This window comes from Sulfitobacter sp. 1A12779 (assembly GCF_043557315.1).
Classification (GTDB): Bacteria; Pseudomonadota; Alphaproteobacteria; order Rhodobacterales; family Rhodobacteraceae; genus Sulfitobacter; species Sulfitobacter faviae.
The window spans coordinates 1-20,212 of sequence record NZ_JBIFFU010000028.1 but is presented as its reverse complement, the minus strand read 5'-3'; the positions used below and the strand labels follow the sequence as shown (position 1 = coordinate 20,212).

At 64.3% G+C, this 20,212-nt stretch carries 25 protein-coding genes; 10 read left to right on the top strand and 15 right to left on the bottom strand.

Annotated features, from left to right (window positions below):
- The first annotated feature begins 116 nt into the window (after positions 1-116).
- From ACGYLQ_RS18545 to ACGYLQ_RS18510, 8 genes are all read left to right on the top strand, one after another.
- Complete coding sequence (locus tag ACGYLQ_RS18545) at positions 117-785, top strand: TrbG/VirB9 family P-type conjugative transfer protein (protein ID WP_036051669.1); 669 nt, start codon at positions 117-119, stop codon at positions 783-785.
- The gene (locus ACGYLQ_RS18540; RefSeq protein ID WP_027264448.1) at positions 782-2,164 is read left to right on the top strand and encodes a TrbI/VirB10 family protein; all 1,383 of its coding nucleotides are present in this window, start codon (positions 782-784) and stop codon (positions 2,162-2,164) included. Before ACGYLQ_RS18545 ends, ACGYLQ_RS18540 begins: the two co-directional genes overlap by 4 nt.
- A 1-nt stretch (position 2,165) precedes the next feature.
- On the top strand, positions 2,166-3,155 hold the full coding sequence (locus ACGYLQ_RS18535) for an ATPase, T2SS/T4P/T4SS family (RefSeq protein ID WP_027264449.1): 990 nt from the start codon (positions 2,166-2,168) through the stop codon (positions 3,153-3,155).
- Positions 3,152-3,343, top strand: a complete 192-nt coding sequence (locus tag ACGYLQ_RS18530; protein WP_027264450.1) for a hypothetical protein — start codon at positions 3,152-3,154, stop codon at positions 3,341-3,343. Before ACGYLQ_RS18535 ends, ACGYLQ_RS18530 begins: the two co-directional genes overlap by 4 nt.
- Positions 3,340-3,744 carry a hypothetical protein gene (locus ACGYLQ_RS18525; protein WP_027264451.1) on the top strand — a complete coding sequence of 135 codons (405 nt, stop codon included), beginning with the start codon at positions 3,340-3,342 and terminating at the stop codon, positions 3,742-3,744. The genes ACGYLQ_RS18530 and ACGYLQ_RS18525 overlap by 4 nt, the downstream gene beginning before the upstream one ends.
- A gap of 6 nt (positions 3,745-3,750) precedes the next feature.
- Positions 3,751-4,830 (top strand): type IV secretion system protein, encoded by a 1,080-nt coding sequence (locus tag ACGYLQ_RS18520; protein ID WP_027264452.1) that lies wholly within the window; start codon positions 3,751-3,753, stop codon positions 4,828-4,830.
- A gap of 331 nt (positions 4,831-5,161) precedes the next feature.
- Positions 5,162-5,431, top strand: coding sequence for a hypothetical protein (locus ACGYLQ_RS18515; RefSeq protein ID WP_036051617.1), 270 nt, complete (start codon positions 5,162-5,164; stop codon positions 5,429-5,431).
- Complete coding sequence (locus tag ACGYLQ_RS18510) at positions 5,424-5,987, top strand: hypothetical protein (RefSeq protein WP_017467933.1); 564 nt, start codon at positions 5,424-5,426, stop codon at positions 5,985-5,987. Before ACGYLQ_RS18515 ends, ACGYLQ_RS18510 begins: the two co-directional genes overlap by 8 nt.
- A 70-nt stretch (positions 5,988-6,057) precedes the next feature.
- Here ACGYLQ_RS18510 and ACGYLQ_RS18505 read toward each other — a convergent pair whose 3' ends face one another.
- From ACGYLQ_RS18505 to ACGYLQ_RS18480, 6 genes are all read right to left on the bottom strand, one after another.
- Positions 6,058-8,082, bottom strand: a complete 2,025-nt coding sequence (locus tag ACGYLQ_RS18505) for a type IV secretory system conjugative DNA transfer family protein (protein WP_027264453.1) — start codon at positions 8,080-8,082, stop codon at positions 6,058-6,060.
- Positions 8,082-10,409, bottom strand: a complete 2,328-nt coding sequence (locus ACGYLQ_RS18500) for a relaxase/mobilization nuclease domain-containing protein (RefSeq protein WP_027264454.1) — start codon at positions 10,407-10,409, stop codon at positions 8,082-8,084. The genes ACGYLQ_RS18505 and ACGYLQ_RS18500 overlap by 1 nt, the downstream gene beginning before the upstream one ends.
- A complete protein-coding gene (locus tag ACGYLQ_RS18495; protein ID WP_027264455.1) occupies positions 10,396-10,989 on the bottom strand; it encodes a helix-turn-helix domain-containing protein in 594 nt (197 codons plus the stop codon). Before ACGYLQ_RS18495 ends, ACGYLQ_RS18500 begins: the two co-directional genes overlap by 14 nt.
- A gap of 565 nt (positions 10,990-11,554) precedes the next feature.
- The gene (locus ACGYLQ_RS18490) at positions 11,555-11,761 is read right to left on the bottom strand and encodes a hypothetical protein (RefSeq protein WP_027264456.1); all 207 of its coding nucleotides are present in this window, start codon (positions 11,759-11,761) and stop codon (positions 11,555-11,557) included.
- A gap of 851 nt (positions 11,762-12,612) precedes the next feature.
- On the bottom strand, positions 12,613-12,858 hold the full coding sequence (locus tag ACGYLQ_RS18485) for a hypothetical protein (protein ID WP_027264457.1): 246 nt from the start codon (positions 12,856-12,858) through the stop codon (positions 12,613-12,615).
- Positions 12,859-13,450: 592 nt separating this feature from the next.
- Complete coding sequence (locus ACGYLQ_RS18480) at positions 13,451-14,380, bottom strand: DUF2493 domain-containing protein (RefSeq protein ID WP_027264458.1); 930 nt, start codon at positions 14,378-14,380, stop codon at positions 13,451-13,453.
- A gap of 627 nt (positions 14,381-15,007) precedes the next feature.
- Between ACGYLQ_RS18480 and ACGYLQ_RS18475 the strand changes: the two genes are divergently transcribed.
- Complete coding sequence (locus ACGYLQ_RS18475; protein ID WP_027264459.1) at positions 15,008-15,283, top strand: hypothetical protein; 276 nt, start codon at positions 15,008-15,010, stop codon at positions 15,281-15,283.
- The gene (locus ACGYLQ_RS18470; RefSeq protein WP_027264460.1) at positions 15,283-15,618 is read left to right on the top strand and encodes a type II toxin-antitoxin system RelE/ParE family toxin; all 336 of its coding nucleotides are present in this window, start codon (positions 15,283-15,285) and stop codon (positions 15,616-15,618) included. Before ACGYLQ_RS18475 ends, ACGYLQ_RS18470 begins: the two co-directional genes overlap by 1 nt.
- On the opposite strand, the gene ACGYLQ_RS18465 is transcribed toward ACGYLQ_RS18470, so the two are convergent.
- The 9 genes from ACGYLQ_RS18465 to ACGYLQ_RS18425 all read right to left on the bottom strand — a co-directional run bounded on the left by ACGYLQ_RS18465 (position 15,615) and on the right by ACGYLQ_RS18425 (position 20,020).
- On the bottom strand, positions 15,615-16,121 hold the full coding sequence (locus tag ACGYLQ_RS18465; RefSeq protein WP_394444256.1) for a RadC family protein: 507 nt from the start codon (positions 16,119-16,121) through the stop codon (positions 15,615-15,617). The genes ACGYLQ_RS18470 and ACGYLQ_RS18465 overlap by 4 nt on opposite strands.
- Positions 16,118-16,870 carry a phosphoadenosine phosphosulfate reductase family protein gene (locus tag ACGYLQ_RS18460; RefSeq protein WP_036051621.1) on the bottom strand — a complete coding sequence of 251 codons (753 nt, stop codon included), beginning with the start codon at positions 16,868-16,870 and terminating at the stop codon, positions 16,118-16,120. The genes ACGYLQ_RS18465 and ACGYLQ_RS18460 overlap by 4 nt, the downstream gene beginning before the upstream one ends.
- Positions 16,854-17,237, bottom strand: a complete 384-nt coding sequence (locus ACGYLQ_RS18455; RefSeq protein ID WP_027264462.1) for a hypothetical protein — start codon at positions 17,235-17,237, stop codon at positions 16,854-16,856. Before ACGYLQ_RS18455 ends, ACGYLQ_RS18460 begins: the two co-directional genes overlap by 17 nt.
- Positions 17,238-17,260: 23 nt before the next feature.
- Positions 17,261-17,491 carry a hypothetical protein gene (locus ACGYLQ_RS18450; protein WP_027264463.1) on the bottom strand — a complete coding sequence of 77 codons (231 nt, stop codon included), beginning with the start codon at positions 17,489-17,491 and terminating at the stop codon, positions 17,261-17,263.
- Positions 17,492-17,708: 217 nt separating this feature from the next.
- Positions 17,709-18,437 carry a DUF736 family protein gene (locus ACGYLQ_RS18445; RefSeq protein ID WP_071974365.1) on the bottom strand — a complete coding sequence of 243 codons (729 nt, stop codon included), beginning with the start codon at positions 18,435-18,437 and terminating at the stop codon, positions 17,709-17,711.
- 116 nt (positions 18,438-18,553) lie between these two features.
- Complete coding sequence (locus ACGYLQ_RS18440; RefSeq protein ID WP_071974438.1) at positions 18,554-18,832, bottom strand: hypothetical protein; 279 nt, start codon at positions 18,830-18,832, stop codon at positions 18,554-18,556.
- Between the two features lie 81 nt (positions 18,833-18,913).
- Positions 18,914-19,192 (bottom strand): hypothetical protein, encoded by a 279-nt coding sequence (locus tag ACGYLQ_RS18435; protein WP_071974366.1) that lies wholly within the window; start codon positions 19,190-19,192, stop codon positions 18,914-18,916.
- A gap of 2 nt (positions 19,193-19,194) precedes the next feature.
- Positions 19,195-19,632 carry a DUF6915 family protein gene (locus tag ACGYLQ_RS18430; protein WP_071974367.1) on the bottom strand — a complete coding sequence of 146 codons (438 nt, stop codon included), beginning with the start codon at positions 19,630-19,632 and terminating at the stop codon, positions 19,195-19,197.
- Between the two features lies 1 nt (position 19,633).
- Positions 19,634-20,020, bottom strand: a complete 387-nt coding sequence (locus ACGYLQ_RS18425) for a DUF6878 family protein (protein WP_071974368.1) — start codon at positions 20,018-20,020, stop codon at positions 19,634-19,636.
- Between the last annotated feature and the right edge of the window lie 192 nt (positions 20,021-20,212).

The window sequence follows — 20,212 nt, the reverse complement described above, 5'->3', positions numbered from 1 at the left end:
TCACCAAAAAGAATTCAGAGAACGCCTTGCCAGCGTCCCACATACGTCAGAAGCGGCAGGGCAATAACAATGCGAAACACACCGCACACGCCCGGGCGTTCGTCGCGGCCTTTTTGATGGTCTCGCTGTTTACGCCCCACGCGTCAGCCGAGGCGATCCCGCGCGGGGGACCCAACGACCACCGCGTGCGGGTCGCGTCCTACCAGGAAGGCCAGGTCTACAGGCTGAACGTTTCCCTGACCCATGTCACGACCATCGAGTTCGGGACAGGCGAGAGCATCCGCTCAATCATCGCCGGCGACACGGAAGGATTTGAGATCGACGGCGTCCCAGGTGGTCGCGCCTTTGCGATCAAACCTGTCGCCCGCGGCGTCCATACCAACGTGACCGTCTACACCAACAGACGGAGTTACTATTTCAACGTGAACGAGGTCTCGAGCCCAACCTTCTATGTCGTGCAATTCCGCTACCCGCAAGACAATCGCCGCTCGGCCGACGCCATCGCACGCGCCGCGCCAAACACCAATTACGGGGCCAGCGCACGGACGGAGTTCACGCCGACCCGGGTCTGGGACGACGGCACCTTCACCTATTTCGCCTTCCCACGGAACGCACCCGTCCCGGCGATCTTCCGTTACACGAACGGGCGCGAGCGCACGGTGAACACAGGCGCGGTCGAAGACGGTGTGATCCGTGTCTCGGGCGTGGGGCGCCAATGGGTGCTGCGTCTGGGCGAGGACGTGGTGTGTATCGAGGCGACGCCGCCCGCGGAGGCCGCCTCATGAGTGACAACAACCCGGATCTCGAACAGCGTCTTGCTGCGCTCGAACGGGGCAACCCGCGCCACGGACCCGCCCCGAAACACCGCTTACCGCTCCTCGCCCTCCTCCTCGCAGGGCTCATCCTGGCGGGCGGCTTGGTCCTCTTGCTGTTTTCGGGCCCGGGGGAAGAGGTCGCCCTGCCGACGGCCACCCCGGACGAGTTCCAAACCGAGGGTGACGGGTTCGGAGAGATCGAACCCTTCGTGCCGCCGCCCGCCCCGGAACCCGAGATCGTTCTCGTCGAACCAGAACCCAACGCCGAACTTCTGGCGCAGATCGCCGCACTCCAGGCCCAGATCGAGGAACTGCGCGACGCGCCGGACACCGACGCCGGGGCGGACAGCGCGGCAGCGGAGGCGATCGATGCCCTGACCGCACGGATCGCAGCCCTACAGGACGCCTCCGAGAATGCTCAGGAACAATTCCAGACCGAACTCGCCGCACGAGATCGGGAGCTGCAACAGCTGCGTATGGACCTGGACCTCGCGCGGCTGGAGGCCAACAAGCCGGCACCCGCCCCGCTCGGACCCACCGACGAAGAGTTGCGCGCCCGCGAAGATGAGCGGATGCGACGTGAGGAAGAGGCGCGGCGGCTGGCCGAGCTGCAACGCCGGGCCGAGGAGGAGCGTGCCTTCCAGGAACGGCGGATTTCCTCCCCCGTTATCGCCTTCGGCGGAACGGGCGGCGCCAATGCGGGCGAGACAGAACTCACCGAACGCACCTTCGGCGAGGTGACAGACTTCGTGCTGAACGGCGCGTTGCCGAGCGCCATCACACAAGCCGAAGTCATCGCAAATCCCTCGAACACGGTCATTCAGGGCACGATGATCCAGGCCGTGATGGAGACCGCACTCGACAGCTCGCTCCCCGGACAGACCCGTGCCATCATCTCCGAAGACGTCTTCAGCTATGACGGCTCACGGCTCCTGATCCCGCGCGGCTCGCGCCTTATTGGACGCTACCGCTCCGGCATCGAGATAGCCCAGAAGCGCGTCACCATCGCCTGGGACCGGATCATTCTACCAAACAACCAGACCGTCCAGATCAGCTCCTTCGGGGGAGACGCGTTGGGCCGTTCGGGTGTCACCGGTTTTGTTGATACCCGCTTTGACGAGCGGTTCGGCTCCGCCGCGCTGATTTCCATCATTTCGGCCGCCCCGAGTGTGGCCGCCGCCCAGGTCGAGGATGAGACCACCGCAGACGTACTTGAAGATGTGGGCGATGACCTGGCGGACGCCACCGATTCCGTGATCGGCGAATATCTCGCCATCGGGCCCGTCATCTACGTCGACCAAGGCGCACGCGTCACCGTCATGGTCGACCGGGATCTGGAGATTTTCTGAGATGACGCTCTCCTATCTGCAGACCTCACTCGACAAGCTCGCGGACGCCGGTCGCGACGACGTCATCGAGATATGCATCAACCCCGACGGCTCTTGCTGGGGTGAGTTCCAAGGGGATCACTTCATGCGCGCGCTGGACCAGCGCCTGAGCGTCACCGAGCTGCGCGATCTCGGCAACCAGATCGCGTCGTCGGCCAATACGACGATGAGCAAGGACAAGCCCATCGTCTCGGTCTCTATCACCTATCGGGGCCGACCGATCCGTGCCCAGGTCGTGACCCCGCCCGCCGTCCTCGCGGGCATGTCGATCTCGCTGCGATTCTTCTCCAACCTGCCGCTCGACCGGATCGAACTCAGCTTCCTCTACGGCGAAGAACGCAAGCTCGAGGAACTGCGCCAGGAGAAGAACCGCGCGCTGCGCGAGGTCGTCGCCTCCGGTGACATCTACGCGGCCATCCGCTTCTGCGTCGAAAACAAGCTCAACATGATCGTCTCCGGCGGCACCTCGACCGGCAAGACCGTCGCGGCGCGCAAGATCCTCTCCTACGTTCCCGACGAGGAACGTATCGTCACCATCGAAGAGGCGGCGGAACTGCTGCCCGCCCAGCCCAATGCCGTAACGCTCATCGCCAACCGCGACGCGGAGTTCCAGTCCGCCGACGTGCTCCTGACCGCGACGCTGCGCATGCGGCCCGACCGCATCATCCTCGGCGAGGTGCGCGGCAAAGAGGCCATGACCTTCCTCGAGGCGATCAACACCGGCCATGGCGGCTCGATGACAACACTCCACGCCGAGACCCCACAACTCGCCGTCCAGCGGCTGGCCATCGCAGCGCTCAAGACCGAGATCCCAATGACCTACCAGGACATGATCCAATACATCGAGAGCTCGATCGACGTGATTATCCAGGCCGGCCGCGAGGACGGCGAACGCGGCATCACCGAATTCTATCTCCCTGGAACCGAATTGCAGGAAAGGCACAATGCATGAAGCAGTTTGAGTACGACATCCTGTTCTGCAAGGTGAAGAAGCAGAAGGACTATGAAGAGATGCGGCGCGCCCTGAACGAACGGGGCGCCGAAGGCTGGGAGGTGATCTCGGCCGAGGCGGGCGATTACGGCTATACCGCGTTCCTCAAGCGTGAGGTCGCGGACCGGCTGACGGAGACTGCGACATGACACGCGTCACCATTCTCGTCTGCTCATTCCTTCTTTTTTCGGGCAGTATCGCATCGGCCGAGCGCGACCTAGTCCCGACGCTCGACAATCAACCCGATGTCTGCCCCGATCAGCCGCCCGAGCCGGAGTGGATGCGAAACACAGAGGCGCGCGACGCCTACAAGCGGCTCCTGGTCCAGCAAATCTACCGGTTTCAGAGCATGGAACGCATCGTCGACGCGCAGAGCTGCACCTGCGCCACCCGGTATCCGCCTTGGGAGGCAACTGAGGCGGTCTATTTTGATCTCTATTCCTCAACTGACTATTGGAGCGTGGTCGAGGCGACGTCAGACTATCGCCGACGGGCGAACGATCTCCGAAAGCAGGCCATGCCGATCTGCGACGCGGCCGGCAACTGGTAGCGGGTCATGAGCGTCGTCGCGTATTTCGTGGAAACGGCCGAAGGCTATCTGGACTCAGCGGCGGAAACCCAGTTCGGGGCCGTGGCCGCCACGGTCGGAACGATGCTGGTCCTCGGGACGACGCTCGTGGTCATCCTCGTCTGTCTCAACATGATCTACCAATACCGTTCCATGGACGGCCGGACCGCCTTCTGGCTCGCCGTGAAGATCGGCCTGATTGGCATATTCGCGACCAACTGGGTCCAGTTCAACGCACTCGCATCCGCGATCCTGAACGGGATAGACAGCATCGCCGGATCGCTGGTCGCGTCGGTCGGCGGCGGGATGCCAGGTCCGTCTGGAACCTTCGCCGAGGAGTTCGATCAGCTCATCGCGGCGCTTGGGGATTACCTGAACGCAGCAGGCTCCGAGTTGAACTGGATGGCCGGCGCGCTTCTCGACACGCTCGGCGTTCTCCTGCTCTCGATCCTCGGAGGGCTGGCGGCCTTCATTGTCGTCGCCTCCAGGCTCATGATCACGCTGTTGATCGGGATCGCGCCGGTGATGATCTTCCTGACCCTCTTCGAGGTGACCAAGGACTATTTCGCGCGATGGCTCTCGGCGCTGATTTCCTTCGCGATCTACCCCATCGTCATCGCCGGCGTTTTCGCGACCATCACCGGGGTCTCGCGCGCATTGCTCGCCGAACTTGGTGATCCGGAGGGGGCTTCGAACATCGGCGCCCTCCTGCCCTTCTTCATGATGGTCCTCATGGCCAAGGGGTTCATCATCGCCACGCCCTTCATCGTCCGGTCGGTCTCCGGAAACATCATGATGCCGGCGCTTTCGGCGGGCTTTGGCGGAAGCTACGCCTTCGCCCGAGGCTTGGCAGGAAGTCAGCAAGTCTATAACCGATACGCCATCGGAGGCGCGACAGGCGCCGAATATGCCGCGCTTCGGGCCAGGCAGTTTCTCGGCGTACAGGCGCTCCCGACCCGCCCTAATGCCGCGGGTGGTGCGCCGGCTGCACCTTCAGGCGACTCATCTAGCACCGGTGCCCGCATGCTTGCGCAACTGGCACGGCTGAACAGGCTGGGCCGACGGTAGAGTTGACCGGAGGTGGCACGACTAGCCGGAACAGGCTGTTCGCAGGTCAAACCTTTGCTGCCTGCTGGGATCATGACAGACAGCATGAATGGTTTTGCGTTGGTGGCATCGTGCCGCGTCTGGGGACGGCACACTGCTACAGGATCAGACGCAACGGCATCCGCGCCGGTGTTTCTGTCTGGGACGTCCGTCCTGTATCCCGTTCTCACATCAAAGCATTTGACGGCAAGCTTCCTATGGGAAATTGCCGGTAGCGGACAGTAAATTGCAGCGACGTTTTGCTGAGCTATTAACTTGTCACTTGACAATTTAAGAAAGTGGGGTATCTAGGGTGCCAAGGAAGAAGCACACGTCAAAGGAAATCGAGGCCGTCATCCAGGAGCTCGAAGAGCTGGGATGGGACCTTATTGAGGGCAAGGGGCACGCGTGGGGGATCCTCCGATGCCCGGCCAACGATAAGGATTGCCGCTGTGGCGAGTTTTGTCAGATGTCTGTCTGGTCGACCCCGAAGAATCCACAGCAGTTCGCGAAAAAGATCCGACAGAAGGCCCTGGCCTGCGTGAAGCTTCAGAAGAACGACGAAGGTAATGCCAATGGCTGAAGAATTCGAATTCGAACTGGTCTTTGCACTCCCCGACGGAGAGCACGATGCGTTTTCGCTCTCTGACGCGATCTTCGAGGCGGGTTTTGAAGATGCGCTCGTGGGCACCGGTCACGCCGGTCTTCTGGGTGTAGAACTGGAACTTGAAGGGGATGAGGCCGAGAGCGCGATCCTTGAAGCGGCGCGGGCTCTGATCAAGGCGCTGCCGCAAGGCACAGTCCTGCGCGAGGTCCGTCCCGACCTGGTGTCTCTCGCGGATGTCGCCGAGAAGCTCGAGATAAAGCGACAGGCGCTCCAGCAGCGCAAGATGCCCCTCCCCGTTGCGGGTGGCCTCTACCGCATCGATGAAATGATCGAGGTTCTGATGGAGGCCGCAAACCCGGCAAAGGGGCAGCGTCGTCCGCGCTTTAACCTGGCTTCCGCCGCGAAGTGGTTTCGTGCGGGCCCCGCGGCCCGCAGGGTGAACGCCCAGTTGACGATGCGTGAGATCGACCCTGCGACGATTGAGCGAGCCCCTCGACCAGAGCGCGACGACCCTGGCTTTCTTCACCCGTGACAATGGTCGGCTCAAGGCCGTGGCCACAAGACACCATCGCGACATTCTTTCGTGTCGCCCGCATGGCGGCTCAGCCAAGCCCGAATTTCTCGCCCGTCTCGCTGACGTTTGCTTCCGAACCGGACATCTCCGCCTCCAACCGCTCGAGATCACTCACGGCGTCCTGAACTCGGGCGACGTCGTTTTCGGACGCAGCCTCCACCTCCAGATCTGCCTGCCGCCCGAACTCCATCTCCATCTGCCGCTGATCATCCGCAAGAACAGCGGCGCGGCCGCGCCGAGGCGCTTGAGCCGGACCGGACTCAAGGGGTGCAATCCCTCCGCCTTCTGTTAGCCCCATCCTGGCCTCGAAATCACGTTCCGTGAGACCTGACCCCCGCGGCGCCGTGGGCATCGCCCTGACGCTCAGGGGCAATTCCCCCATCGGAGGGACCGGCCCCGTCGGGAAGGGTAGCTCCCCCTCCTGGGCGGCATGGATGCCCTTGAAGAATGGGTCCTCGAAATACACCACGCGCTTGGCCCGGACCGGCATCTGGGCGTCCACGACGACGACGATCTCGTCGAGCGGCAGGCGCCGCGCCTCATCCTCGGGCAGGAGCGACACCTCCTCCGTCCGCTCCGATTGGCTGCGGCCCTCGAACGGGTTCTTCCCGACCGCGCGGGACCGCGTGACGACGGTTTTCGTGGTCTTGCCGACCGCCTTGCTCAGCTCCTCGACGGTCTTCTCGTCGGAGGGCGTCAGGTAGAGCTTGATCCCGGCGTTGCCCTGCAAGGCGCGCCGCGTGTTCTCGCCGTAGATCTCGTCGATGGCCGGGATGGTCTGGGTCACCACCGCGAGATGCCCGCGATAGGCGCGCAGCACCTCGATGCTCTCGGCCACGATCGGCATCTTTCCGAGCCGGTTGAACTCGTCGAGCATGATCATAACCGGCCAGGGCTCGTCCGGACCCGGTTCCTTGTCCTGAAGCGCCGACAGCAGGTCCGAGAAGAAGAGCCGGATCAGAGGTGCGAGGGGTTTCACCATGAGGGGCTGGACGACGAGGTAGACGCTGAAGGGTTTCTTGCGGATCGTCCGGAAGTCGAAGTCCGAGGTCGCCGTCGCATCGTCGATCGCCGGGTTCTGCCATTGATCGAGGCCCGAGGTCATCAGGAGCGAGACATAGGATGTCAGCGTATCGTTGTTGGTGGACGCCAGCCGTGTGAAGATCAGCCGCGCCGCGGCGTTTTGGACCTCATGGGCGCGCGCGAGATATTCCTTCTGCTTCTGCCCGCCCGAGGCGGCGATGCGGTATATCTCGCCGAGCGTCGGCCTGCGGCGTTGGAACGCGAGTAGCCCGGCCGCGACGAAGAGATCGATCCCCCCTTTGAGAAGCCCCTGAACACGGTCGTTGTCGTTCTGCAGGAAGAGTGTGGCCAGGAGCTGCAACTCCATCTGCTGGCGGGCCGGGTCTTTGAGCTCATAGATGCGCAGAAGTGGGTTGTAGCGATGCGTCCGCCTGTCCTCCCAATCCGTGGGCGCGAAGCGGAACACTTCGTCACCCTGCGCCGCCCGGTGGCGGGCCGAGGCCTCGAAGCATTCTCCCTTTACGTCGAGCACCACCGCTGAGCCCTGCCAGGTCAGGAGGTTCGGAATGACGAAGCCGGTGGTCTTGCCGCGCCCGGTCGGCGCTACGATCAACGCATGGGGAAAGGTCTTGGAACACAGGAACGGCGCACGCGAGCTTGGCTTTCCAAGCTTGCCGATCACAAAGCCCGTGCCCGGCGCGCCGAAGAAGCCGTTCCGCTTCATCTCGCGGCGGGTCTGCCAATGGGTATAGCCGAACCGGGTGAGCGCCGAGCCCGACATCGCAAGGCTCATCATGAGGCCCGCCACCCCGGCCCCGCCCATGATCAGGTTGATCAGGCGGAAGTCGTCGGGACGGGCGGCCCCGATGGCGCGGTAGTTCTGCACGATATAGAAGAAGTCGATCTCGGCCCGGAAACCCAGGTCCCGGAAACTGATCACGGCCGAGGCGATGACATAGCCGATCGCGATAGCGACCAGTGTGACCAGCGCGACGCCGAGGGCGAGGCGGCCCTTCCCTACCCCTCCCATCAGTGCGTCTCCCCGCGCTCGGTCTCGCCATCGACAAGATCGGCGCGGTGGAGCTCGAACTCGCGGTCGGCGATCTCCTCGACCACGGCGCGGGTCGCCTCGCTGTTGGCGGTGGCCGCGTCCGACTGCAGGTAGGTCTTCGCGGCGTAGAGCCGATCGAGACGGTCTTCGATCTGGGTCTTCAGCACGTCGACATCCCCGTCCCGCAGCCGGTCGATCTGCGCCGCGTCGAGCTCGCGCTCGACGGCGTCGCGGTAGGTCAGTCGCTGACCGTCGTCCTGGAACGGCGACTGCAGATTGCCGGCCCGTTCATGGTCGACGACCCGCCGGATGTCCGGATCGGCGATCGGTGCCCCCTCGACAGCGTCCCCCTCGCGCGCGTCCGAAAGCCGCCCGTCGCGCAGGTCGAGCGCCACCTCCCGCAACTCGTTGTCGCGGCGGACCTGGTTGAGGGCCTCGGTGTCGCGCAGATCGGTGACGGAAGCATAGGTCGCGCCAAGCCCGCGGGCGAGATGCGACGGCATATCGGGATAGCGCGCGCGGAACTCGTCCGTGACGGCATCCGCAACGGGGGTCCGCGCGTCGCGACCTTCCATGATCCGGTCGACTTCGCGGGTGATCTCGCGGGCCCGGGCCTCGTCGGTGATGCGCTCCCGGTAGGGCTCGGACCGGTCGATCACGTCGCCCGGGCGCGCGAGCAGTTCGGGATGCGCATCGAGGTAGCTGCGTTGCTCTTCTTCGATACGCCGCTCCGCGCGGGAGACGATCTCCCACTCCCGCGCCTCGATCTGGTCTTCGGTCAGACCTTCCGAACGCATGTCCTGGCGGATGGCGCGCTCCATGTCCTCAGTGGCGTCCCGATGATAATGGACCCTCTCCGTCACGGTGCGATCTTCCACGACACCGTCCTCACGCAAGACCCCTGCCCGCTCCAGCGCGACGCCGAGCTGGACATGGGCCCGGTTGAGGGTCTCGCGCGCCGTCTCCAGATCCGCGCGGCGCTCGAGGTTGAGACCGTCCCTCTCGGCCACCCGCGCCAGATCGTCAGCGATCCATTGCCGCTCGAGCGCGGCGTTCTGCGCGCCGGTTTCCATCCGGGCGACCACCACGGACGAACTGATCCCGGTCCCGCGCAGCGCGGTGTCGACCTGCGCCCGCACCTCGGGGTCTCGCAACCGGTCGAGCCGGGCCGCATCGATATTGGTCTCGGAATAGACCCCGCCCTCCGAGGGCTTTTCGGTCAATGTCACGGATCTGAGCCCTAGCGGCTGCATATGCGCGAGCCGCGACTGGATCTCGTTGAGGCTGCGCTCGAGCCGCGGCCGTTCGGCCTCCGGCTTCGCATCGATCATGCCCTGGACGCGCGCGACCTGATCGGCATAACGGGTCCTCAGATCCTCGAACGATTGCTCCTCTGCCATGTAGACGCCTCCTTCCAAAGTCAGCTTGCCGCCCTTGGCCAGAAGCTCTCCCGAGCGGAACAGGGCATCGGCGATGTCCTCGCGGTTGTCCGCAGAGGCCTCAGCGGCAAGCGAGTGATAGATGATCCGGGTGTTTGCGATCTCTTCGAGGGCGCGATCAAGATCGGCCCCGACCCGTGGCCGTGGCTCCGCGGCCCGCCCCTCAACCTTGGCCGCATAGACCTCGCGGGTGCGCGGCGGGTAGTGCACGACACCCCGATCGAGCCGCCGCGTGGCCTCCAGACGCACGCCGAACCGCTCGGCCTCTTCCACCATGGCGAGGCGGAAATCGTCGTAGTTGAACCGGTGATCGCGACCCAGGAAGAAGAACTCACCCTCCTGCGACCGGCGATTCAAAACTATATGTGCGTGGGGGTGATCGCGATCCTCATGCACCGCGATGATGTAGTCGAAATGTCCCTCTTCGGACTGAAAGAACCGCTCGGCGACATTGGCGGTGATGTCGCGCACGTCCTCGCCCCGGGTGCCGATCGGATAGGACATCAGCATATGCGTCGTCTGTCCGAGCTTGGGCTTGAACCCCGCACTCCAGCGCTTGGCGAACCGCTCCGTCAGGTCCTTGATCTCCGATCCCTCAAGCCTCGTCTTCCCATCCAGGAACCCGCTGCTGTCCACGATATGCGAGGACTTGGTGGTGAGGTAATCAAGCTGGTTCATGAGCTGGGATTTGGAATGCGTGCCCCCGCCCCGGATCGCCTTGAAGACCGCCGCACGATGCCCCGCAGCGGCGCGCACGAGCTGCCTCTGCCGGGACGCCTGCAGCCCTTGCATCGAGCCCCGTATCCGGCTCCAGCCATCCCGGAAGATCTCTCCGGTGACGTCATGGACGGCATCATTCAGCCGCATGGGCGAACTCCCTCAGAGCGGCAGTGGCGGAGAGCCGCATCCCATCCCGACGACGGCGCAAAAGCAGGTCGATCTCGTCAGCGGAATCGAGGATGAACCGCGCCAGCGCACGCATCTGCACGAGGCGCAGTTCGGACAACTCTGCGTTCGGCGCGGAGCCTTCCCCCTGCCCCTCCCGGCTGGCTTTCATCATCTGCTTGGCGACCTGCACGACGCCGTTGCCGACCTCGTGCAAGGAGGCCCGGTAGCGCGCCATCTCAGCCGCCAGATTCGCGTCCGGAACGAACGTTCCCCCCGCCGCCTGGATCAGCCGCCGGACCCCCTCCGTGCGGGTCTCGATCCCCGCCGCGGACAGCACCTCATCCAGCGCAGCAAGCTCTTCTGGTGTCAGCTTCACCGTCACCGCGGCCGTCGCCACGGCCGCATCCTTCTGGCGTTCTTCGTCCGCCTTCAACGTGTACTGGATGGCCCGCGGCGTGACCCCGAACCGCTCCGCGAGCGCGGAAGTCCCCACACCTGCTGCGGCCTCACGGATAATCTCCGCCCGCTCCGTCTGTGTCAGTCTCTTGGTCCGGCTCATACGAAGAAAGCCCCCCTATTTCCTGCCACCTTCATTCAAGGTCGCCTTCATCATACGAAACTATATTTACCGGTCAATACAATATTATTGCAGATTGCCCCCAGGCGACCTTGAATTCCGCTTCGAGCCGAGCACCGCAGGTGCGAGGCCCGGCCCGAAGGGCCCAGAAAACCCGACCATCTCCAACCGCACCTCGGCCGCCCGTTGTCATGCCCGCGCCCGAGGGTCTGGCCGAACACGGACCCGTGTTCGGACGGAAGCGAGGGGCGGCGCATCCCTCCACCGACGGGGCTGACGGACAGGGTCAAGGGCGGCCAGATTTGGCTCGGCCCAAATCTCTGCCGGAAAAACCGGCGGGCGTAGCCCGACTGTTATTCCGGATGGCCCCCTTGAGGCTGGCCGGCAGACCTGTTCCAGGCGATCTCTGATATCCCCCGTCAGGACCGCTTGCGGTCCTGACGCCTTCCCGGGGACGCCGGCCGAAGGCAGGGGTTCCCGGGTACAGCGCAGCCTTCCCTGAAACAGGGAAAGGGCCGCCCCTAGGGCGGCCCATCTTTGAGGCGGACTATTCCTGCGGTTCCTTCGCGCTCGGCGGGAACATCACCAGCTCCTGGACCGCGACGGGGAAGTCGAGTTTGAGGCTGAAGAACTCCGAGCCGTCCCCGTTGCGAGTGTTGCGGAACATCGCGCCGACGCGTTGGAAGCGGGTGCGCTCCTGACCTTCGTTGTCGGTGAACTTGACGGGAACGGTGGCGACGTAGTGGTTGGTCATTTGGGTCTCTCCTTTTTGCGATGGGGATCACCCGGCACGGGGGGCAAGGGAGGTCCGCAAACACAAATGCGGAGGGTCCGCGCGCCCCGCGCGTGGAAACCGTATTTGTGTTTGCCGGAGCGTGAGCGGAGGGCACGGACCGCCCGACCCCGTGCGATCCACATCTATGAGCAAAGAGGGGAGACCCAAATGTGCACCCCGCTCCTCAGCCGCCATCGGTCCTGTCGAGTTATGTCAGACGTGACCAGGTCCGCCCCCGCTTCCAACGCGTCGGCGCGATGGTTCGCGTGCGCCCGATCGGCACGACCGCGATCGTCTGCCTCAAGCTCGGCTTCCCCGTCGCCTGTGTGGCGATCCGGGGCGGTGATACAGCCGCAGGTCTGGCAGCAGAGTTGTCGGCCCGGACGGGTCGCCGTCATCGGGCGGCGCGGTCGATGCGCTGCGCCCGCCCCAGCGATCTGCACCCGGACGGGCGGATCGCGGGGTTTCTGGCGCGCATGAGGGCAACCCCGCCGGCTGGCTCCGTCAGGAGACCGCCGCCGGGGTATGCCACTCAGCACGTCCAGGGGCCTCGTGTTCCGGGTGGAGGCCGGCACGGCCGGAACCTGCGAGCGCGGTGACGGCGGTGCAACCGCCGGCAGGGGCCCGGCATGACCGACGATCGATCACCACCGACCTTCATGTTATTTGCGTCTGACTGAGGGGCCACAGACAGTTGAGGAGCGCAGCAGCCCCGCCCGGCCTTAGCCGGGCGGGGCTGCACTTATGGATGGTGTCGCAGTCGTCGAGAGCGTGGAAGGGTTAGAGAGAGGGATCACCGGGCGACGGGGCCGCCCGATGAAAGGTACTGTTCAGGCGAAGAGAGACTCGCTGAGGTGCGAACAATGCGCACAGGCCTCCCGCCAGTGGAAATTGACGCTCCCGCCATCGATAGTCTCCCAATCGGTCCGCAACGCGTCTTTCCCGCAGGCGACGCAGGGGACGACATGGCCGCCAATATCGTGATGGTCTTTCCCGGTGGAAGTTCCGCGCTGCGACGTGCCTGTGCGGTCGCAGTGTCGGCAAAGGTCGTCCTCGGTCTTGTTCTCGTCGGTCATGATCTCATCTCCAGATGTTCGTGGACCACCACGTGAGTGTGGTGGCATGGCCGAATGCCTGGTTGCCGAAACTGTCCGGGTCAGGGACGGCGCAGCCGCCGGCGTGCCGGGCGCAAAAGTTTTCCGGGCGCATCGCCCACCACGGGGGCGTCATCGAACACTGGACCGCCCTCTCCTCCCCGGCCCCCCTAGCCGAAAAGTTTTGCGATCCTTGACGCGGACGGGTTCGGGGGCCATCCGGAGGATATGCTTCCGCACTCATGTGTGTGTGATTAACGACAGGTTTGCCCGACGCGAGCAGGCAAAGGGTGCTGCCCGGACGCGGGACACGAATGGAGCGGCGGGATCGTTTTGCCCCGCAAAACAGACCGGAGCGTAATCCGGTGGAGCGGCCGGGGCGCGACGTGCTCGCGAGACGGGCAAACCGGGACGCCGGGTGCTGCGCCGTGGTGAGGCCGCATGGCCGAATGCGCGATCGGCCTCAGGCCGATACCTCCACCGCGACTTGGCTTACTGTGCGGAGGAGACCGCCAGTTTACGGGCAGGCAGATGAAAACGACGAAAGGGCCGCCCAAAGGCGACCCTCTCTCATTCACGCGTCTGCCGTCTTCTTCGCCGGATCGGCGACCCGCATCACCGTCAGGCCTTTGGCTTCCGCCTTCTGCCCGAGGTTCAGTGCGACCCCGTTGCCGCCGAAGAGCACGACCCCGGTCGCGGCGAACTTGTCGTCCAGCATCTCGTCGTTGCATTTGAAGGGTGCTGCCCGCCCATGCGCGGACCAGCGCGGATCGAAGCGCGCCTGCGCGACGCCACGCGCCCGAGCCCACCGGGCGGCGATCATCTCGGCCCCGTGCTTGCCACCCTTGTGGCAGAGGAAGATCTCCTGGTTGCGGTTCTGCCGGATGCGCTCGCGAACCTTGTCGAGTGTCGTGAAGATGACGTCGATATCGGTCCAGTCGGTCGCCCCCGAGACGATCAGGGGAACCCCCTCGACCTTCGACTTCGCGGCTGTCTCGCGATCGTGCTGTTCCAGCAGCTGCCGGGCCTCGAAGACCGCTCCGGTCTCCTGAGCGCGAGCACTGGCGCGCGATCCCGCGGCCGGGATGAAGGCGTGGCCGGTCTCGACCTCGTAGCATTCCGCCGCCGCCTCGCTCATCACCTCGATGGCCCCGACGATCTCGCGGACCTGCAGGAAGCGGGCCTGCGCCTCTTCGAGCGCGGTCTCGGCGATCTCCGACCCGTCATGGGATTTTGCCAGGGCGCCGATCTTGTCAGCGGTGCGGTCAAGCTCCTTGCCCAGAGCGATCTTGCGGCGCTGCAGAATCGTGGCGAGCCCGTGCGCGAGCGGTTCGATCTCGGTCTCGAGACCGGTGCCGCGCAGCTGGCCAAGCAGGGCCTCGAAAGTCTCGCGGACGATGCTATCGGTCAGGACGTGATCCTCGGGGATGGGCAGCTCCGCGTCTTTCTCCGTCAGGCCGAAAAGTTCGATGGTCTCGTAGGCATTCGCGTTCTCGTATGTCATGTTGGTGTCTCCAGATGTTCGGGGAACCACCACGTGAGTGTGGTGGCATGGCCGTACGTCTGGTTCACCGAATCTGTCCGGGTCAGGGACGGCGAAGCCGCCGGCGCGCCGGGCGCAAAAGTTTTCCGGGCGCATCGCTCACCACAGGCGCGTCATCGAGCACTGGACTGCCTTCTCCACACCCGCCGGCCTCGCCGAAAAGTTTTGCGATCCTTGAGGCGGGCTGATTCGGGGGCCATCCGGAGGATATGCTTCCACGCTCATGTGTGTGTGTTTTGACGGCAGGTTTGCCCGACGCGAGCAGGCAAACGGCGCGACCGGACGCGGGAGACGGATGGAGCGGCGGGATCGTTTTGGCCTCTGGCCGAAACAGACCAGAGTGCAATCCGGCGGAGTGGCCGGGGAGCGACGTGCTCGCGAGACGGGCAAACCGGGGGCCTGGGTGCAACGCCGCGGTGAGGCCGCATGGCCGAATGCGCGATCGGCCGACGGCCGATATCTCCCCTGCGACACGCGCAGCCGAGCAGGGGAGGCCGTCAGGCATGGGTCGGTTCCCTCGGTCGGGGCTGACCGGCTTGCCAGATGCCGCGGATTTCAGTACTCTATTGGAGCACCAAGGAGTCCGCCATGAGCGTTCAAAAGCAATCCGTCAGCTTTACCGATACCGCCTACGCGTTCGCCAGGGAGCTGGTCGAAGCCGGAGAATATCCCAATGTGAGCGCGGCGGTTTCGGGGGAACTGGCGAAGGCCAAGGCAGAACGTGAGCGCGAACGGGCGGTGCTAGAAGCAGAACTTGAACGGCGTCTGGCTCTGCCGCTCGACCAATGGGAACCGGTCGGCGACGCCTCCGACGTCACCGCTGGCGCGCGGGCGCATCTGACCGCAATGACCCGCAAGGCCTGATGCAGTTCGTCCGGCATCCGTTCTTCGAGCGGGATCTCATCGGCATCGTCGATCACATCATCGAAGTCACCCAGGGCGACTCGGGAGCAGCTCTTCGGCGCCTGGATGAGGTCGATGCCTTGCTGCGATCCATTGCAGACAACCCGACATCTGGCGTGCGGCTTGAAGGAAAGCTCGAAGGCTGGCTCGTGCGACATGGCGGGTCCGGCCATCGTCTGACCATCGTCTTCAGGCCGGGTGTCGAGGCGGGTATCATCTACCTCACACTTGTTGCCTTTGGTGGACGGAACTGGATGAGGCTGGCGTCCACCCGGCACATGTTCCCGGATTTCTAGTCACCCATCATCCCGGCCGCCCGCATGCTGAACGCGTTCTTCTCCCGTCCGAAACCGACGATGATGTGATCGTGGATGACAATCTCCATCACCTTGCAGGCTTCAACGATCTTCCGGGTGAGATCGATGTCGGCCTGGCTCGGATGCGGATCGCCGGACGGATGGTTGTGGCACATGATGATGGCTGAGGCATCAAGAACGAGAGCCGAGCGGAGCACCTCGCTGACATAGACCGGAACGTGATCGATGCTGCCGCGGGTCATGACCCTGTCGCGGATCAGCTTGTTCTTCCGGTCCAACAGCAGCACCCGAAACACTTCGACGCGCTTGCGAACGGCGTTGAGCGCCAGGTAGTCGGTCAGCATGGTCCAGGACTGCAAGGCGGCGGTGGACCGGGCATGCCTGCGCAGGATGTCCCGCGCGGCGTCGATGGTGGCGATCTCGGCCTCGGAGAAGCCGGACCCCGGACGTTCGACGATTTCTTGGGGGTCATGCACGGTCATGCGGCATCCAATCGGTTGAGGGTTTCGCGGAGGTTCGTCCCGTCGGGACGCAGGGTGTGGCCGATCTCGTCTTCGAGAGCCATGTAGGCGGAAAGTAGGTCCGGTCGCAGCCGCGCCGCGCATCGCAGATCGGCCAGCGAGGACATGATGCAGAAGCTGCAGGACAGCCGCGTCATGCCGCGGCCATAGGCCCAATGTGGCTCCTGCCCCGCCGCGGCGATGGCGTCGAACACCTCGCGCCGGGATAGCTCATGAATTGGCAGCCAGTCGATCCAGGTTCGACCCGCCACGCTGTTGCGGTTGTTCAGCCTGACGACGTGACGGCTCCAACGCGCGGCGCTTTCCTCGGCGCGCATGCCCATCGCACTGACGATGCGTCCGGCGAAGCGGGGATTGGCCGCGAGATAGCGACGCAACTCCCGCTCGATCGGGCCGCGCTTCTGGTCGGAGGTGCATTGGCGGTATCGCGGGGAGGGGAACATGCCCCGTGCCCGGACCATCTCGAAGAACGACCGGCGCGGTCGTGCGATCACCGGCGGCAGCCCGAACGTGGTCTTCCGGATATGGCTGATCGTTCCCGGCCATTCCACGTCGCCGAGGGTGGCATGGACGATGAGCAGCTGGTCGCGCGGGATGCCAGCCTCAACCAGCCTGATCGACATGGCCTGACTGTCCTTGCCGCCGGAATGGTTGATCGCCACAAGGGCGCCGCGCTCGATCAGGTCGGTGATGTCAGCCGGAATGCGCATCGGAACCTCCGAACATGGCGGTCCAGTTGTTCCCGGCGGGTATCTCATCCCGGCGTTTCAGGACGGCGAGACGGTTCATCAGATCCATGATGACCGGCGTGGTCGGGTGATCCGCCCGATGGCCTCTCTGCGGCCGGGCGAGACTGGGATGTCCGTGTTTTAGGAGGTGAATCGCCGCCTCCAGCGATGGCATATGCGTCTCGCGGTTGGTGAGGTCGCGGGGCAATGCCGCCGCATGGGCGGCAAAGGCCCGGTTGCGCGCCGCACCGGGCCGGCGCCTGCCGATCCGGTGGGCCGCATCGACCCATTCGCCGACGTCGGACCAGGTAAGCCGCGTGCCGGGCGTCGTGTATTGATTATGTGTCATGGGAAGCCCCTCATCCTTGCCGCTCAAATCAAGCCAGCGATGACGAGGCCGGATTTCATGGTGGGACGACCGCAGGCCTCGCAGAAGCCGGCGCGCTGATCCGGTTCGAGATCAGCGGTGTGATCGCAATTGGGCGCCATGCAGATCGCGGGCACGATGCTGTCGAGCGCATAGTCCTCCAGGAAGTCCGCGACCTCGGCGTAACCTTCGGTCTCAGCGAGCGTGACCAGTTTGGGATGGGAGAGATTGAACATGGCTGTCGTCCTTCTGATGGGGTGAAACGAGAAGAGGGGAGCCGCGCTGCCGCGGCTCCCCTCACGGGACCTGCCTTTCGGGGACAGGAGGCGCGGGCCGGTCGGAGACAGGACCGGCACCGCCCCGTCAGGCCTGGTTTCGGAGGAGGATCAGGCCTGCACGGGTGAAAGGCGCCCAGGTTGCCCGGGACGCCCGTTCGGTGGAAGTCGTCGCGCGTCAGCCCACCAAAGCGAGGCCGGTGTTGTCAGACCGCTCCTGGCCGGCGCTCTCGACGAAGGGAATGATCGAGAAGGTCTGGCCGCCCCGCTGCTCCTCGTTCTGAACAGCGTTCACCCGCAGATCGCCATCGGGCGTGTTGATGAGGAGCGAGACGTAGTCGTTGCCGGTCCGGTTGCTCTTCGCCATCCAGGCCGAGCCCACGCGGATCGGGTGGCCCTTGGGCGAGCTGACCTCGATGCGGTAGTCGGGATGGGTCTCCTCGGTCTTGAACGCGTTCTCGACGAGGATGAAATCGAGGTCGAACATCATGTTGGCGATGTAACCGGCGAAGGCGTTGTCGGCATCCATTGCGGTCAACTCGCCCGAGATCGAGCCGGACTTCATGGCACCGTTCGACACCAGCGGGATGATCTCGAATTCACCGGTCATCGCTTCGCGCGCTTCCTTCGTCTGCACGGCGTTGACCCGAAACGGCCCGAGGCCGACATCGATCTGCATCGAGATGTAGGGATTGCCGGTGGTATTGCCGGTCTCGTTCCAGGCCGTGCCGATGCGCACCTTGCGGCCGGATTTGTTCACCGCGGTCACGTCATAGTCCGGGCTCCGCTCGGACATCTTCGTCCGGGTTTCGAGTTGGATGGCAACATCGAACCGGGTCGAATGGATTATGCCGGAATAGGCGGTGGCTGCGGTCTCGGCGTTTTTCGTCAGGGTTCCTGCGAACATGGGTCTTCTCCTTGGGTTTGCCGCTGCCCGGCTTTTTGCCAGAGCACGCGGGATTGCTTTTCGACCCCTCATGGGATCGCAAAACCGAAAGCCCTCTTTCCTTTCTCTCCTGACCGTCAGCCCGGCCCGGCGCTGGACGAGGTGTCCCACGTCGCCACGTGCGCGTCCCTCCCCTGCTCTGCCGCTGCACAGTGCATCGGCTCAGATATGAAGAAATCGGCCTCGGCTCCGTTCAGCCGTCGGCCGCTCCGGTCGGTCAGACCGATGGTGCTGCCGTTTGGCACAAAGGTGATGAGGTATTGGCCGAGACCATCCCGGTGAACCCGGTAGCCCTCGTTCGCCCAGTGGACGGATTTGCCGGCACCCACGGCGGCCTTGATCTCCGCAATGTTCATCTGGATCTCCATTTCAGTGTTGGCGGCAGAAACAAGAGAGGCCCGATCCGCGGATCGGGCCTCAGTGCAACTGCGATTGATCTACCAGTCAAAGGCCTCGAGATAGGGGACCGGCGGGACGTCCCGATCGAAGAGGACGCAGTCGCAGCCTGCATCCATCGCCAACGCCATGACCCTCTTGAAGGCGTCACAGTTGACGCCTTCCGGTAAGTCGGCGAGCGTTTCCGGGACGGAGAACAGCCAGCCATATTCGCTGAGCATGGTTGGCGATTTGGCGAAGAGCCCGTCTTCGATGGCCTGAGCGGTCTCCTCGGGCAAATGTGCGGTGCTGCAATCGTAGAACCTGCGGACATTGCGCATGATCAGCCCCTCCCTTCCATCCAGTCCTTGAGACCGAGGATCGTCCTGCCCGCTGCCACCTCTGCCATCCAGGCGACCCGCGGATCGCCGACGATATCTGGAGGATCAAAGTCGATCCGGCCATTGGCCATCCATGGCTCGGGCCGGATGCGGATAAGCCAGTCGGCGAGCGACGGGATGCGGCCCTGGCAATCCTCGCGGACATGCTGCTCGCCGATCCAGCGGGTCGGAATGACCCGGCCCGCACTGTTGGTCAGCGTTCTGCCGAACTGGCGCTCCAATTCGAAGATGCCGAGCGTGTTGTGCCTGTAGGCTCGGTGGACGAAGAGCGCGAGGTGCTCCTTGGAGACATCAAAAAACTCGTGCAGCGCCTGGTAGTCCGAAGGCTTGCCGCCGTACTTCCGGGCGGAGCTTTCGGCATGATGCAGGGGATGGGCCATATCAGAGCCCCTCGTCAAAGCTGTGGGAGCATTCGACATATCGGTCGGCGTGATCCAGCGTGATGCTGTCGGCGGTGACATCCCAGGTCAGCGTGCCATAGCCGCCCTCGTTGTTCTCGAAGCCCGGATGCTGGTGATAGGCGACGGACCAGGCGAAATCCTCGACTTTCGTGCGGAGGTCGTCGGGGAGTTCGATGCCCGCGGGCTGCACCGTCACGTCTTCGACATTGCCGGAATCGCCGTAGCCTTCGTATTCGGCGGCCACCTCGGTAACGCCGAGGGCACGCAACTGCGGGAGCAGTTCGCCCCTGGCAGCCTTGTTCGCGGCTTCGCGCTCGGCCTGCCATTTCGCCATCGTCTCGGCGAAGTCGATCTGGGGATCGGTCATGGGTCTCGTCCTTGTGTCTGGGATTTAGGGATGCGCCGAGGCGGTCGGAGACCGGCCACGGCGCCGGAACGCGGACGGGCTAGACCCCCTCCTCGTTCCCCCGACCCAAAGCCCACTTCCGTAATGGGGCGGGCCTCTGTCAAGGGTTTCGGGCAAGTCAAAAATCCCGGCGAAGATCTCAACTTTCACCGA